The 15,969-nt window shown below is 36.0% G+C and carries 10 protein-coding genes, 4 tRNA genes and 1 rRNA gene; 11 read left to right on the top strand and 4 right to left on the bottom strand.

Annotated elements, in window-relative coordinates; genetic code table 11:
• Positions 1 to 214: 214 nt before the first annotated feature.
• Positions 215 to 326: ribosomal RNA gene (gene rrf / locus GOQ17_RS14175) — 5S ribosomal RNA — on the top strand.
• A gap of 231 nt (positions 327 to 557) precedes the next feature.
• On the opposite strand, the gene GOQ17_RS14180 is transcribed toward rrf, so the two are convergent.
• On the bottom strand, positions 558 to 893 hold the full coding sequence (locus tag GOQ17_RS14180) for a MerR family transcriptional regulator (protein ID WP_159638441.1): 336 nt from the start codon (positions 891 to 893) through the stop codon (positions 558 to 560).
• A 101-nt stretch (positions 894 to 994) separates the two neighbouring features.
• On the opposite strand from GOQ17_RS14180, the gene GOQ17_RS14185 reads away from it, so the two are divergent.
• Positions 995 to 1,339 (top strand): hypothetical protein, encoded by a 345-nt coding sequence (locus GOQ17_RS14185; RefSeq protein ID WP_201288630.1) that lies wholly within the window; start codon positions 995 to 997, stop codon positions 1,337 to 1,339.
• A 243-nt stretch (positions 1,340 to 1,582) separates the two neighbouring features.
• On the opposite strand, the gene GOQ17_RS14190 is transcribed toward GOQ17_RS14185, so the two are convergent.
• Entirely contained in the window at positions 1,583 to 3,067 is a 1,485-nt protein-coding gene (locus tag GOQ17_RS14190) for an SUMF1/EgtB/PvdO family nonheme iron enzyme (RefSeq protein ID WP_159638443.1), read from the bottom strand.
• Between the two features lie 163 nt (positions 3,068 to 3,230).
• Here GOQ17_RS14190 and ispF point away from each other — a divergent pair, with 163 nt between their 5' ends.
• Complete coding sequence (gene ispF, locus GOQ17_RS14195) at positions 3,231 to 3,707, top strand: 2-C-methyl-D-erythritol 2,4-cyclodiphosphate synthase (protein ID WP_159638445.1); 477 nt, start codon at positions 3,231 to 3,233, stop codon at positions 3,705 to 3,707.
• A 3-nt stretch (positions 3,708 to 3,710) separates the two neighbouring features.
• On the opposite strand, the gene GOQ17_RS14200 is transcribed toward ispF, so the two are convergent.
• Complete coding sequence (locus GOQ17_RS14200; RefSeq protein WP_159638447.1) at positions 3,711 to 4,919, bottom strand: TCR/Tet family MFS transporter; 1,209 nt, start codon at positions 4,917 to 4,919, stop codon at positions 3,711 to 3,713.
• Positions 4,920 to 5,387: 468 nt separating this feature from the next.
• On the opposite strand from GOQ17_RS14200, the gene GOQ17_RS14205 reads away from it, so the two are divergent.
• Positions 5,388 to 7,637: a penicillin-binding protein 1A gene (locus tag GOQ17_RS14205; protein WP_159638449.1), complete on the top strand. Its 2,250-nt coding sequence runs from the start codon at positions 5,388 to 5,390 to the stop codon at positions 7,635 to 7,637.
• Positions 7,638 to 7,710: 73 nt separating this feature from the next.
• Entirely contained in the window at positions 7,711 to 9,510 is a 1,800-nt protein-coding gene (gene uvrC / locus GOQ17_RS14210) for an excinuclease ABC subunit UvrC (protein ID WP_159638451.1), read from the top strand.
• Positions 9,511 to 9,543: 33 nt separating this feature from the next.
• Here the strand turns inward: uvrC and era are convergent, their stop codons facing one another.
• Positions 9,544 to 10,422, bottom strand: a complete 879-nt coding sequence (gene era / locus GOQ17_RS14215) for a GTPase Era (protein ID WP_159638453.1) — start codon at positions 10,420 to 10,422, stop codon at positions 9,544 to 9,546.
• Positions 10,423 to 10,540: 118 nt separating this feature from the next.
• Here era and GOQ17_RS14220 point away from each other — a divergent pair.
• From GOQ17_RS14220 to GOQ17_RS14245, 6 genes are all read left to right on the top strand, one after another.
• A tRNA-Met gene (locus tag GOQ17_RS14220) sits at positions 10,541 to 10,612 on the top strand.
• Between the two features lie 42 nt (positions 10,613 to 10,654).
• Positions 10,655 to 10,726 (top strand) — tRNA-Met (locus GOQ17_RS14225).
• Positions 10,727 to 10,770: 44 nt separating this feature from the next.
• Positions 10,771 to 10,842: transfer RNA gene (locus tag GOQ17_RS14230), tRNA-Met, on the top strand.
• A gap of 44 nt (positions 10,843 to 10,886) precedes the next feature.
• Positions 10,887 to 10,958, top strand: a tRNA-Met gene (locus GOQ17_RS14235).
• A 275-nt stretch (positions 10,959 to 11,233) separates the two neighbouring features.
• The gene (locus GOQ17_RS14240) at positions 11,234 to 14,365 is read left to right on the top strand and encodes a SusC/RagA family TonB-linked outer membrane protein (RefSeq protein WP_236537162.1); all 3,132 of its coding nucleotides are present in this window, start codon (positions 11,234 to 11,236) and stop codon (positions 14,363 to 14,365) included.
• Positions 14,366 to 14,375: 10 nt separating this feature from the next.
• On the top strand, positions 14,376 to 15,953 hold the full coding sequence (locus GOQ17_RS14245) for a RagB/SusD family nutrient uptake outer membrane protein (protein WP_159638455.1): 1,578 nt from the start codon (positions 14,376 to 14,378) through the stop codon (positions 15,951 to 15,953).
• The last annotated feature ends 16 nt before the right edge of the window (positions 15,954 to 15,969 follow it).

Here is a 15,969-nt window from a genome sequence, read left to right on the forward strand (position 1 = left end):
GCTACAGGTGTAAAGGTTGAGAGACCAAAGCTGAGTAGTACTAATAGCCCGAAGCTTTCCAAGCGGATAGTAACTGTTGTCTTCTTCTTAGTTTCTATTTTTTCTTTCAATAGTATGTCAATTTAATGGTTGATGTATACTTGTAAATGGTTAATGACTGATTTCATTGCTAATTAACAATTGATACTTTAACATTAAACATTAAATAAGATTTTTAGGTGCCTATATCGGCGGTGTTCACCTCTTCCCATTCCGAACAGAGAAGTTAAGCCCGCCCGAGCCGATGGTATTGCCGTAACAGGTGGGAGAGTAGGTCGGTGCCTTTTTTTATACAAACCCCTTATCAATAAAATGATAAGGGGTTTTTTGTTATGGGTTTTTTAAATCAAAATTATTAGATAGTTTCATAATGAATGAACCATTATTTAATATTATTGATCATATATAAATATGAAATGGTAGGTGTTTGTAATAATAATATTATAAAAATATATTAAAAAAATCGAGCTCTTATATATTACAAGAGCTCGATTTTTACAAGATAAGAAAAGTGAGTTTTATAAACTGTCCCGTACCTCTATTAAAAATGATTTTAATCGCTCAAGAGAATCAACAACACGTTGGTTCTCTTTTGCTTCTGACTTATTTGTTTTCAAGTATTCGCGTGCGCCTTGCAAAGTATAACCCTTATCTTTTACCAAATTGAAAATTATTTTCAAATTAGCGATATCCTCCTTTGTAAAGAGGCGATTACCTTTTTTATTTTTTTTGGGTTGAAGAATATCAAATTCACGTTCATAAAAACGAATTTGAGAAGCATTGACGTCAAACATCTCAGTAACTTCTCCCATTGTATAATACAATTTATTGATTTCTCGTTCTTTGTAAGGCATGCTTGAATCGTGCTTTATTTTGTATTAACAAATATACAATCTAGCTTCCATATATAAAAGTTAGGAATAATAGTTGTAATAGAATATGTATACTTGTATGGATGAAAGGTAAGATTTTTATAAGCAAATTTTGGACTAAAGTGTTTTCTATAGGTAAGGCAGATGCTATAACTATTTTTCCGTTTATATTTTTGCGTACCCCTAATCAAAAATATGATAAAATTTTATTGAATCATGAACGAATTCATATTGCACAGGCTTTAGAACTTTTTGTTATACCATTTTACATATGGTATTTGCTTGAATTTTTGATACGTTTCTTAAAATATAGAAATTTTGATAAAGCGTATTTAAATATTTGTTTTGAAAGAGAAGCTTATGCAAATCAAAATGATAAGTATTATTTATATAATAGAAAGCTTTGGAGTTTTTTGAGGTACTTATAGAGAGTATACTGATGTGATAAATTTTGAATTACTCCCATTGTATAGTAAGCTTGCTCGATTAGTTATGGCAGTAGTATTCTTAAATATCGCTAACTAAGCATTCATTTAAATTATCTTTTAGATATATAGCTTAATATTCTATAAGGGATAAATAGCAAAAAAAGAGTTCAATTGTATTTATCAATTGAACTCTTTTTGATTTAATTTCACCTGTAATGAAAGAATGTTTTATAATAATGTTAATTATTTTTTGGGACCAAATACATTTCCTACCATTGTCATTGCGCATCTAAAACCTATCATGGCATTCGATTCATCTTGCTGCATATGACGACGTGTTCCTGGATTCAACCAGTATGCTCGATCATTCCAAGAGCCACCTTTGTATACTCTTGATTTATCATTTATCAACGTTGTTTTACCGTATAACTCTTTTTGTTCTTCATCTTTGAAACCGCGAACATCACTGTCATAAGTAGTTTGTTGGCTGTTTTGTCCAGCTTGCAGTTCTTCCCATGTCTGCTTACGAGGAGCTTTAGCAGCCACTTTTATAGGTCTTCCATATTGATCTTTGGCTAATTTACCCGTCTCAGCATTCTCATATTGGTTGTCCATAAAGACATGACCACGATATGGATTAAAATCTTCAAAATCTTCGAAAGACAGTTGGCGATACACATCGCTTACCCACTCATTGACATTTCCAGCCATATTATATAAGCCGAAATCATTTGGTTTATAGCTTTTTACTGGAACGGTAATATCTCCACCATCATTCAAATCGCCTGCAACACCCATGTTATTACCACTTGTAATTTTAAAGTTCGCCATCATACGTCCTTGTGTACGACGCTTATGATCACGTACACCCAGACCATTCCATGGATAAGTTTTGTTGGATTCAATGTTGCCTTCATAAGTATTTCCAACAAGTCCCAATGCTGCATATTCCCATTCTGCTTCTGTCGGCAATCGATATGCTTGTTTCAATATACCATCTTCCATACGTGCGGTACGACGAGCATTCTGTTGCGCTCCTGGTCTATTGTCTTTAGGCATATTTTTGCCATCGACTCCTTGACCTTGTATTTGACCATTTAAGTATATCTCCGAATTGAAAGGTTGGTTATTTTGATTTTGACTTGCAGTTTTATAATCAGCCAATATACCTCGTTGTCTCAGAATATGTTCGTTGACACGATCTGTACGCCATTGCGAATAAGCATTAGCCTGTTCCCAAGTTACACCAACTACTGGATAGTCTTGGAATGAAGGGTGACGTAAATAAAAATTCACGTAAGGCTCGTTATAAGAAAGAGGGTTGCGCCATACCAAAGAATCTGGTAGTGCATCGTAATACATTTTACGATCTTGAGGAAAATTCTGCGATATCCAGTGTAAATATTCTAGCCAATCTGCATTGGAAACTTCAGTTTCATCTATATAAAACGAAGCAACGGTAACACGACGTTTTAGATTGTCATGTGAATAGGCTACATCCTCATTAAGACTTCCTCCCATCACGAAAGTACCGCCTTCGATAGCAATTAGACCTGGGCCTGGTGCTTCTTTAACTTTTCGATTTATTTGAAGCCCTCCATTATTGGGGTCATTATATTTGACACCTGTCTTATCGGAAAAATTATTTCTCTTGTTTTTACACGAATAAAAGTTGAATAAATTTACCGTAATAAATATCGCTGCTATAAGTATACGCATTCTATGCATAGTAGGATCGAATTGGATTTTTTAGTAACATTCAAAAATATAAATTATTTTAGAAGATAGAGAAAACTCTTATGTAGAATTTTGTACATTTTGTCGATTGTTGTGCCAAGTTAACTATAATTAGTCTGCTTTATGTCCTTTTAAAATCTTAATTTCGTCTATTATGAAAATTAAAGTAGGATTTGGTTTCGATGTACATCAAATTAAAGGAGGGCATCCTTTCATATTAGGGGGTGTAAAATTAGAGCATCACGCAGGAGCTTTTGGGCACTCGGATGCAGATGTGCTTGTTCACGCTATTTGTGATGCAATTCTTGGGGCAGCTAATTTGGAAGATATTGGTTATCATTTTCCAAATACGGATATGAAATGGAAAGGTGTGAGCAGTTTATTATTATTGAAAGAATGTATCCGTTTAATAAACGAAAAAGGTTGGAGTATAGGTAATATTGACGCAATGCTTTGCCTTGAAGCACCAAAAATAAAACCTTATATACCAGAAATGAAAGAAAAAATTGCTGAAGCCTCTGGTCTTGATGTAGAAGATATTTCAATAAAGGCCACAACAAATGAAACTATGGGATTCATAGGTCGTGAAGAAGGTGTTGTTGCTTATGCTGTCTGCTTGATTCACAAGTAGAAGCTATTTCCTTCTAAAATACAAACTAGCAATTATCAAGGTTATTATTGCTAATATAGCAGCTAAAATAAATGGTGCACCTGGAAAATATGGGTGCACTTCTTTTTTAGAAAAATACGAGAATAGAGTCGTCATCACTAATGGTCCTATAATAGAGGTCAAACTAATGACAGAGGTTATACCTCCTTGTATTTGACCTTGTTCGTTGGAAGGGATACGATCCGAAATATAACTTTGTAGTGCAGGCCCAGCAATCCCTGCCGAAACAAAAAATATACTGATTGCGTACATCATCCAACTAGCTGTAGCAAACCCGAATAAAGAGTAAGCTAGGACATATAAGATTAACCCGGTTATTATTGATTTTTGAAGACCTATTTTGGGAATAATGATTCGAATTAAGCCAGCTTGTACAATCATTAACAAAGTCCCTACAAAGCCAAGAGAAAGTCCCACCATTCGTTCATCCCAATGAAATTTTTCCATTGTATAATAAGACCAAGTGCTTTGTACAGCATTGGCAGCGATATTGACTAAAAATATACAGACAAATAAGGGTAATATATTTGGATATGATTTAATGTGTTTGAATGCTCCTATGGGATTTGCATTTTTCCAATTAAAGGGTCTTCGTAGTTCTGGCTTCAATGATTCGGGTATTACAAAGTAACCATAAATAGCATTCAATAGACATAGGCCTGCAGCAGCGAAGAATGGTACTCTTGCCCCGTATTGTCCCAATACTCCTCCTAGTACAGGTCCTAGTATAAAGCCTAAACCAAATGCGGCGCCTAATAAGCCGAAATTTTGAGCTTTTTTCTGTGGGGTGCTGATATCTGCTATGTAAGCTGCTGCAACAGTATGGCTTGCGCCTGAAATACCTGCCACCAATCTACCAACAAATAGCCAAAGAATAGAAGGTGCAAGTCCAGTCAAAATATAATTGATGCAAAAGCCAAATAATGAAAAAAGTAGAATTGGTCTTCGACCATATTTGTCGCTTAAATTTCCGAGCAAAGAAGCGAAGAAAAATTGAGCAAAAGCATATACAAATACAAGCCATCCGCCATATTTGGATGCAGCACTCAAATCTCCGTCTATTAATTCTTGAATTAATTTTGGCATTACGGGGATGATAATTCCCAAACCAATTGAGTCAATTACAACAGTAATAAATATAAATAATAATCCTTTAGACTGTGCTTCTTTCATATTCTATCTTAAAGGTAATAAACATAACAGCATTTATAAATTATTTCTTCATGTGCCAAGTACTGATGTTTCTTTAAGCAAACCATTATAATTCATGATATTAAGTAAGAAATGAAATTTTCCAAGAGCCATTATGATAGCAATAAAATGGATAAGTAGTTAAATTCAAAATTTGGATCATTTATTGAGTATCAATCACCATAAATAGGGTCGTATAATTTTGGCTTTGGACATAATCTCATCTGTGTGGTTTAGAGCTTACAAATAGTATTGACAATTCGATCCAATTGATAAAGAGAAAGATTATGTAGTAAATATTCTGAATTTCCATCCTGAAATAATAAAGGTTGGAGAAAAAAATATACTACCTTTGTAATTCCAAAAAATGATATTGGAAAACTGAAAGATAAGTCTCAGATATACGAGTATTTAGAAAATATATAATAAAGTAGAGTACTACGAATTAGCATGAAGAGAGAAGCAAAGAATAGTAAGCTGTCTGCAGAAGATATTAAACGCTACACCAAAAGATTTTGGATGATCCTTTTGGGTGGAATTGGTTTTGTCGCCCTATTTCTATTTTTAGTTCGCATCGGTTTATTTGGTAAGTTACCTAGTTTTGACGAATTAGAAAATCCACAAAGCAATCTTGCTTCTGAAATCCTAACCGATGATAATAGAGTGCTAGGAACTTATTATAAAGAAAACCGTTCGAATATAGAGTACAAAGATTTATCTCCGCATTTAGTTCATGCGCTCATATCTACAGAAGATAAGCGTTTCTATGGTCATTCAGGTATTGATTATTCCCGTACGATAACAACAGTGTTTCATACCTTAATGGGTAATAAGCAAGGTGGTAGTACCATTACCCAGCAATTAGCTTTAAATCTCTTTGCCGAAAAGAGAGAGCGCAGTACTATAAAACGTATTATGCAGAAATTGCAAGAATGGATTACTGCGGTAAGATTAGAACGTAACTATACCAAAGAGGAAATCATTATGATGTACTTTAATACGGTTGATTTTGGTTATAAAAATACTTACGGAATTAAATCTGCGTCACGAACATTTTTCAATACTACACCTGACAAATTGAAGGTAGAAGAAGCAGCTGTATTAGTTGGTATGTTGAAAGGTCCATCATTATATTCTCCAGTTAGAAATAAGGAACGTTCTGAGGCAAGACGTAATTTAGTAATGGACAATATGCGTAAAGAAGGTTTCATTACTGATGTGGAATTTGAAACTGCAAAGAATAATCCATTGAAATTAGACTTGAATGTGTCTAGTTATGGTGAAGGGTTAGCACCATATTTTCGAGCTGTCTTGAAGGATGAGATAAAGAAAGAATTTCAGCGATTGGGGATCACCAAAGAAGATGGAACGCCATACAATTTGGATAGAGATGGTTTGAAAATATATACACCAATCAATTATGATATGCAAGAGTATGCAGAAACAGCCCAAAAGGAGTGGATGCAAAAATTGCAAAATGAATTTAACAAGCAATGGCGAAATCGTAATGCCTTCACAGGTGACCGCGCTAAATTGTTAGACGCAGGTATGCGCCGTTCGGATCGCTATATACAAATGAAGCAAGATGGTGCTTCGGATGAAGAGATTAAAAAGGCATTCAATACTAAGACGGAGATGACAATTTTCACTTGGCGTGGAAATGTGGATACTGTCATGACGCCAATGGATTCTATTAAGTATAATAAATTGATATTACGTAATTCCATGATGTCTATGGAGCCAAAAACAGGTCATATTAAAGCCTGGGTCGGCGGTATCAATTTTGAGCATTACAAATACGATCAAGTAAAGATGGGTATCCGCCAAGTTGGTTCTACTGCCAAGCCATTTACGTATGCTGTCGCTATTGATAATGATTATTCCCCTTGTCAGCCAATTCCTAATTATCAACAAACTTATGGTGATTGGACGCCGAGAGGAACTGTTCAAGGAGGAAATCCAATTACGCTAAAAAATGCTTTGAAATATTCTCAAAACTATGCTACAGCATATTTGATAAATTTGGTTGGAGCTTCTAATGTCGCTGACCTAACGCGTAAGATGGGAATTACGTCTAATGTTCCGAACTATCCTTCCATTTCATTAGGTGCTTATGAAGCATCAGTATACGATATGGTGGGGGCTTATTCAGCATTTGTCAATCACGGTACATGGATTAAACCAATGATGATTTTGCGGGTTGAAACCAAGGATGGTACAGTACTTTATGAAAATAGACCTGATATCAAAAAAGTATTAAATAGTGAGTCAGCCTATATAATGGTCGACATGTTGAAAGGTGTTGTAGATGGTGGTACAGCTAGCCGTTTGCGTCGTGCGGAGTTTGGTGGCTTGACTTACCCAATGGGCGGGAAAACAGGTACTACTAATGATAATTCGGATGCTTGGTTTATTGGTGTTACGCCTGAATTGGTGACTGGGGTATGGACAGGAGCTGAGGATCGAAGTATTAGCTTTAGTAATATGCAATATGGACAAGGTGCGGCGGCAGCTCTGCCTGTTTTTGGGTTGTATATGAAGCGTGTCTATGCTGACAGTAAACTTAAGTATTCAAAGGGTGATTTTCCTGAACCTCCAGGAGGATTGACTCGTACAATAGATTGTTCGCAATATGGCGGAGTTTATCACGGCGGAGAACCGCAAGAGCCAGAGTTACAGGACGACCGTTTAGGTTTTTAAAATTTTTACAATTAATAATACGCCAGACAATGAATTTTTGTAATTTGTTGTCTGGCATTTTTATTTTGAATTGATGAGTTCGTTTGATTACAAAGAAGAGTTAAAAAAAATTCCACACAAGCCTGGGGTTTATCAATATTTTGATAAAGAAGATATATTAATTTATGTAGGGAAGGCTAAAGATTTAAGAAATCGTGTGAGTTCTTATTTTGTAAATGATAGACAACTCAATTCCAAAACGAGAGTATTAGTACGTAAGATTCAACGTATTGCTTTCACGATAGTAGATACGGAAATAGACGCTTGGTTACTCGAAAATAACCTTATTAAAAAGCATAAGCCTCGGTACAATGTCATGCTCAAGGATGACAAAACCTACCCTTGGATTGTTATCAAAAATGAATACTTTCCACGCGTTTTTTGGACGAGAAAATACATTAAGGACGGTTCTACTTATTTTGGTCCATACGCCTCTGTTGGGATGATGCATATTGTATTGGATACGATTCGCGAATTGTTTCCATTACGTACATGTAATTTAAATTTGGCTCCAGAGCAAATTGCAAAAGGGAAATATAAAGTTTGTTTAGAATATCAAATCGGGAATTGTAAAGGACCTTGTGAGGGTTTACAATCTTTAGAAGACTATGACCAGAATCTTTCGGATATAAAAGATATTTTGAATGGTAAGATTGCGGTTGTAAAAAATAGAATTAAAGACCAATTGAATGAAGCAGCCTCTTCACTAAATTTTGAATTAGCGCATCATCTCAAAAGCAAGCTTGATAAACTTGATAATTACCAGTCCAAATCTACAGTTGTAAGTTCGTCAATTACCAATGTTGATGTATTTAGTATAGCTTCGGATGATAGTTTGGCTTTCGTGAATTTCTTGAAAGTGGTTAATGGTGTTGTAATTCAGACGCAAACCTTGGAGATGAAGAAGCGACTGGACGAAACAGATGCAGAGTTGCTACAAATCGCTATTCCCGAAATTCGAAATCGTTATAAATCTTTATCACGAGAAATCATTGTGCCTTTTGATTTAGAAATCGAGGGAATACCTGAATTTGTGAAATTCACTGTTCCTAAATTGGGTGATAAGCGTAAGTTGCTGGATTTATCACTGAAAAATGTAGCTTATTTCAAAAAGGAAAGAATGCTACAATATGAGAAGCTAAATCCAGAGGTGCGAACAGATCGCTTATTACTGCAAATGCAGAAAGATTTACGTCTGAATGTATTGCCAAGACATATTGAGTGTTTTGATAACTCGAATATTCAAGGGAATTTTCCTGTATCTGCAGTTGTTGTTTTTAAGGATGCGAAACCTTCTAAGAAGGATTACAGGCATTTCAATGTGAAAACAGTCGAAGGTCCCAATGACTTCGCTACGATGGAGGAGGCTGTGCATCGTCGCTATAGACGTATGTTGGACGAAGGACACGAGTTACCACAATTAATAGTCATTGATGGTGGTAAAGGGCAATTGGGCGCTGCACTGAAAAGTTTAAGACTTTTGGGTATTGAGAAAAAAGTAACAGTTATCGGTATCGCAAAGCGTTTGGAGGAATTGTTTTATCCAGGTGACCAATATCCATTGTATTTAGACAAAAAATCTGAAACGTTGAAGATTATTCAGCATATGCGGGATGAAGCGCATCGTTTTGGTATCACATTTCATCGTAATCAGCGAAGTCGCAAGACTTTTGTCTCTGAATTGGAAAATATTCCTAGTATAGGAAAAACAACGGTTGAGAAGCTTTTGAAAGAGTTTAAATCTGTGAAGCGTATAAAAGAGCAATCTGATGAAGAACTAAAAAAAGTGCTTAATCTGAAACAGATAAAAGCACTTCGAGAATATTTTCAATAATAAGCAGCTAGTGTGAACAGTTGCTTATTTTTTTTAGTCTTCGTAACCAAATCTTTTTAAGATATTTTTCTTAGCTCTCCAATCAGGAACAACTTTGACAAAAACTTCTAAGAATACTTTTCCTCCGATAAATTCTTCGATGTCTTGACGTGCATAAGTGCCAACTTTCTTGATCATAGCGCCAGCTTTCCCAATGATGATATTCTTTTGCGAATCACGTTCTACATAGATTTCTGCTGCTATGCGCGTGATATGACCTTCTTCTTTGTAGGACGTTACGGCTACTTCAGTGCTATAAGGGATTTCTTTATCGTATAATTTGAATATTTTCTCACGAATAATCTCCGATACAAAAAAGCGCATGGATTTATCTGTTAATTCATCCTTTTCGTAATATGGCGGATGTATAGGAAGCTTTTCCTTGATGTAGCTCATAATAGGAGGGACATTGTATCCTAACAAAGCCGACATCGCGAAGATAGCCTCAGGATTTAATTTTTCCTTCCAAAATTCTATTTTCTCTCTAACTTCCTCTTCAGAAGATTTATCGATTTTATTAATTAACACTGCTACGGGGGAAGAAGTATTGCGTAATTTCTCTAGTACGTCGTGTTCATCATATTTCTCATGAATATCCGTGACGAATAAAATTACATCAGCATCAATAAGTGAACCTTCTACAAAACTCATCATAGATTCTTGCAGAGAATACTTAGGTTTTATCACTCCGGGAGTGTCCGAAAATATAATTTGATGATTTTCATCGTTCACAATACCCATTATACGGTGACGAGTAGTTTGCGCTTTAGGGGTAATGATAGACATCTTTTCACCTACTAAAGCGTTCATTAGCGTAGACTTACCCGCATTAGGCTTTCCAATTATACTTACGAACCCAGCTTTATGTGACATTTTTTTGTTATTTATTTGTTTTACAAAGAAACAAATAATATCTTTGTACTCCAATTAAGGGAGTAAATAATCTTTGATTTTGGCATAAAGAACAAAGATTTTGACATATAAAATATAATGCGGGGTGGAGCAGTGGTAGCTCGTCGGGCTCATAACCCGAAGGTCATCAGTTCGAGTCTGGTCCCCGCTACTAAAAATAAGTCTAACGCGAGGTTAGATATTATAAATATAATGCGGGATGGAGCAGTGGTAGCTCGTCGGGCTCATAACCCGAAGGTCGTCAGTTCGAGTCTGGCTCCCGCTACTAAAAAATAAGTCTAACACGAGGTTAGAAATTGTAAAATATAATGCGGGGTGGAGCAGTGGTAGCTCGTCGGGCTCATAACCCGAAGGTCATCAGTTCGAGTCTGGTCCCCGCTACTAAAGAATAAGTCTAACGCGAGGTTAGAAATTGTAAAATATAATGCGGGATGGAGCAGTGGTAGCTCGTCGGGCTCATAACCCGAAGGTCGTCAGTTCGAGTCTGGCTCCCGCTACTAAAATTAAAGCCTTACACTTCGGTGTGAGGCTTTTTTTTGTTCCAAATTTCTATATTTCTCATGCAACTATTTCATTTGAAACAAATTGTATTTTTTTAATAATGATTGATATATTTAAAATAGACATAAATTATTGTTAATAAGCAATATATTGTTTATGCAATCGTTTTCGTTTCTTAATGTCTTCATATTTCCATAATAATAAGTTAATATTGAAAAACCATAATGTAGATTATGACATCACACGATAACAATTATATATTCAATTACTTATGAACAATAGATTAGGAATGCCTTTTCAATTAAGAAAAGTAACACCGTTGGCAGCAGCTTTGTTGCTCACGACGATGATGCCAAATGCGTCATTTGTGTTTGCTCATGAGAAGTATGCATTAAAGCTAAATGATTTTGCTCAAGAAACTATTTCTGGCAAAATTCACGATGAATCTGGTCCTGTAGTGGGAGCAACAGTTACCCTAAAGGATAACCCTTCAATAGTTACTACTACAAATGAAGCGGGGGAATTTACTATTAAAGCCTCGGTAGGTCAATCCTTATTGGTAAGAGCGGTCGGTTATACTTCCGTTACTAAACAAATAGATTCGAATAGTCTCAACATTTTTCTTGAAAGCACAACAGAGTCTTTGGATGAAGTTGTTGTAGTAGGTTTTGGTACACAAAAGAAGGTAAACCTTACAGGTGCTGTTCAAGCAATTAGTTCAAAAGATTTAGAAAATCGACCAGTTACGAATGCGTCTACAGCCTTACAAGGAAAGTTTGCAGGTGTTACTATAATACAAAACTCAGGTCAGCCAGGTAAGGACGGTGGTACTATTCGAGTTCGTGGACTTGGTACTACAAATAATGCTAATCCATTAGTGTTAGTAGATGGTGTAGAAAGTTCATTAAACAATATTAATCCCAATGATATTGAAAATATTTCCGTATTGAAAGACGGACCAAGTGCGGCTATTTATGGCTCTAAAGCTGCTAATGGTGTGATTTTAGTTACTACAAAAAAGGGTAAGGTTGGCGAACCTCAACTAAATTATTCGGGTTACGTAGGTATGCAAGATCCTACACGTCTACCTGAATACATGCGTTCCTATGATCATGCTGTTATTTTGAATGAAGCATTAGCAAACCAAGGTCTTCCATTGAGGTTTACAGATGAAGATATCGAAGGGTTCAGAAGTTCTTCTGACAGAGATAAATATCCAGACACAGATTGGTTAGGTCTACTTTACTCAGGGTCGGGATTACAACAATCTCATAATGTACAGATCTCAGGAGCTACTGACAAAGTGAATTACATGGCCTCGGCAGGATTTATGGGACAAAAAGGAGTAATAGAGGTAGCTAAGGCGGACCGTTATAATTTGCGTACAAACTTAGGTGCTCAAGTGACTGAGCGATTGAATTTGAATCTAGGTTTATCCTATAATTATCAACGTATAGATGAGCCAGTAAACCCATACACAGGAGATATGGCTCAAATATTTAGACAAGCAAATCGTATCCCATCTTTTATTCCATATCAATACTCTAACGGTGTGTATGGCTACTATGGAGACGGAAATCCCGTAGCTTGGCTTGATATGAAATCTACTGATGAAATGATTTATAAGCACACGCATATCAATTTCTCTGGTGAATTCAAGATCGTGGAGGGCTTAAAATTTAAGCAGGTAGTGAGTTTCCAGCCTAGAGATAATATGTCATCAAAATTTGTGAAAGAAATACAATTTTATAACCATGAGACTGGAGATCCAACATTTAGACAAGGGGTAAATAACTTAACAGTTTATAATAACCAAGATGAATTGTTAACGTTGCAATCCATATTAACTTTTGACAAAACTGTCGGTAAACATGACTTCAATGCATTGGCTGGTTTTATGGACGAGACTAGACGTGCTGACTTTACAAGAGGTTATAGACAGAATTTCTTAGGAACAGAATTGCATGAGTTAGATTTGGGGGATGTTTCTGGTCAACAGGCTAATGGTGGTGCGCAAAAATTGATATTGCGTTCTTGGTTTGGTCGTTTGAATTATGCTTTTAATAGTAAATACTTGTTTGAAGCAAATTTAAGACATGATGGTACTTCACGTTTTGTGGGTACTAACAAATGGAATTCTTTTCCATCGTTTTCGGCAGGATGGAGAGTTTCTCAAGAGCAATTTTTCCAAAACTCAAACTTAGCGAATCACATTTCTGAATTAAAATTCAGAGGTGGTTGGGGTATTTTGGGGAATCAAACTACTGCAGGTGTAGGTGAGAATGCTTACCCTTCGGCAGACAACTATTATCCTGGAATTTTTACGATCAGTTCGGGATATAATTATCCAATTGGCTCAGGGTTGACGTCAGGAGGTGCAGTAGCAGTAGCTGCTAATCCAGCATTGTTGTGGGAGCGATCAATTAGCTCGAATGTTGGTATGGACTTGAACCTAAGAAACAATTGGTCTTTTGTAGTTGATTATTTCAACAGAACGACAGATCGCCTCTATATGGCTTTGCCAGTTCCTGTAGAATTTGGTCTTCCAAGTCCAGTTCAAAATGCGGGTAAAGTAAAAAATAGCGGATTGGAATTGCAGGTTAATTACTCCAAAAGATCTGGTGAATTTAAATATGATATCGGTGCAAATGTATCTTATATCAAAAACCAAATATTAGAATGGAAATCTAATTCCGCAGAGCCCCATAGTACTTTCTATGTTAGAGATTTAGGTCTTCCTTTGCGTTCATTTTATGGTTACGAAACAATAGGTATTTACCGTTCGGATGAAGAATATAAAAATTCTGGCGTAGTAGGAGTTAATAATACAGTTGGCGCTGGTGACTTGATTTACAAAGATCAGAATGGTGATGGTCGAATAGATGGCAATGATCGTGTATATTTAGGTTCTCCAGATCCGAAATATATATTCGGTTTGACGTCAAACTTTGCATACAAAAATTTTGATTTAAATATGTTTTGGCAAGGAGCTGCTGATGTGCAGGGATATTTATGGGGCGAAGCAGTAGGCAATATCTCAGGTACGGATAAACCTACGGAGATGTTTGCAGATAGATTTCATCCAGTAAACAATCCAAATGGATCTATGCCAAGAGCTTTGACATCATGGGTTCAGAATAAAGCGGAGTCAAATCCATCAGACTTTTGGGTTCAAAATGCAAGTTATTTACGTCTAAAAAATATCACACTTGGCTATAATTTTTCGTCGCAGTTGTTGGCAAAAGTAGGTGTTAAAGGTGCTAAAATTTATTATAGTGGACAAAACTTGTTGACATTTACTGGCTTCGCAAAAGGATTTGATCCGGAAGCACCTGCGGACTCTAGGGGTAATTTTTATCCTCAAGTAAAAACAAATGTATTGGGTCTGAATATTAACTTTTAAGAGGGAAATTATGTTAAGAAAATATAAAGTATTGTGTTTAGCGGGATTGATTGGCATGATGTCATGTGAGAGTTTGGATCAATATCCGCTGAAAGAACTTAATGAAAATGGTTTTTGGAATACAGAAAAGGAAGTTCTATTTGCAGTTACAGGATTATACAACGGTTGGGAATCAGGTAGTCAGATTTTCTACATGGATTGTGTCTCTGATAATTCGAATAATGATTTTGCGCACGAAGGGTATCAGGCATTAGGAAATGGTACTGCAACAGCAACTAATCCAGGAAATGCATCTTCAAGATATACATACACTACTATACGTAGAGCAAATTGGATATTAGAAAATATTGATAAAGCACCAATAAGCGAAGATTTGAAAAAGAGATTGATAGGTGAAGTACGTACTATTCGTGCTTACCGCTACCTTGATCTTGTTACGTTGTTTGGTGATGTACCTTTAATCAAAAATACCCTGACAATTGCTGAGTCACAGGTGCCAAGAACACCAAAAGAAGAGATTTACAAATTTTTGGAAGAAGAATTGGCTGCTGCGGCAGCAGATTTACCCGCAACAGCTTCTGAAAAGGGTAGAATGACTAAAGGAGCGGCTTTAGGATTTTTGTCTAGAGTCTATGCTTTTCAAAATAAACATCAAGAAGTAGCTAAAGTCACTCAGCAAATCATTGATTTAGGTGTGTATAAGCTTTTCAATGATTACGCAGCTCTTTTTGAAGAGGCTAATGAAGGAAACTCAGAAGTTATATCTGATATTCAACATATTCAAAATGAATTTGGTTATACCTCTTTAGGGATTATGCTACCCAATAGTATTGGTGGTTGGAGTTCAATCGTTCCACTTCAATCCCTAGTGGATAGCTACGAAGCAATAGATGGAATGCCAATTAATCAATCAGCAGTTTATGATGCAACCCAGCCCTTTCAAAAAAGAGATCCGAGGTTGAGTGCAACTATTGTATATCCTGGTGCTTCATATAATGGAAAATTCTTCGATCCACTTGGGGATACAAATGATCATCCAACAAGCGCTGATAATGCTTCGAATTCAGGTTATAATTATCGTAAATACATTCAAAACCCATCTAGCTATTCTAATGTGTGGAATGTTGGGGTGAATATTATTGTACAGCGCTATGCTGAAATATTATTATTGAATGCGGAAGCAAAAATTGAATTGAACTCAATTGATAATTCAGTATATGAGAATATTAATTTGGTCAGAGAGCGTGCTGGTTTGCCAAAAGTTGACGCTGGTCAATATCCTTCTCAATCAGCCTTGCGCGAATTGGTAAGAAGAGAGCTACGAGTTGAGTTAGCGGGAGAGGGTCGCCGTAGATTTGATATTGTACGTTGGGGAATTACAGATCAAGTGATGAATGGTCCTGTTTATGGATCATTATCAAAAGGAACTGTTAATTCTGCGACAGGTGAAGTTACTTTTACAAATCTTACAGATAGATTCTTTGTTGAAAATAGAACCTTTGAAAAGGGTAAGAATGAATACTGGCCAATACCGCAATCTGCAATTGATGCGAGTAAAGGTGTGTTAATTCAGAACTCTGGATATTAATTCCTAAAATATATCA

Source organism: Sphingobacterium composti (assembly GCF_009829075.1).
Classification (GTDB): domain Bacteria; phylum Bacteroidota; class Bacteroidia; order Sphingobacteriales; family Sphingobacteriaceae; genus Sphingobacterium; species Sphingobacterium composti.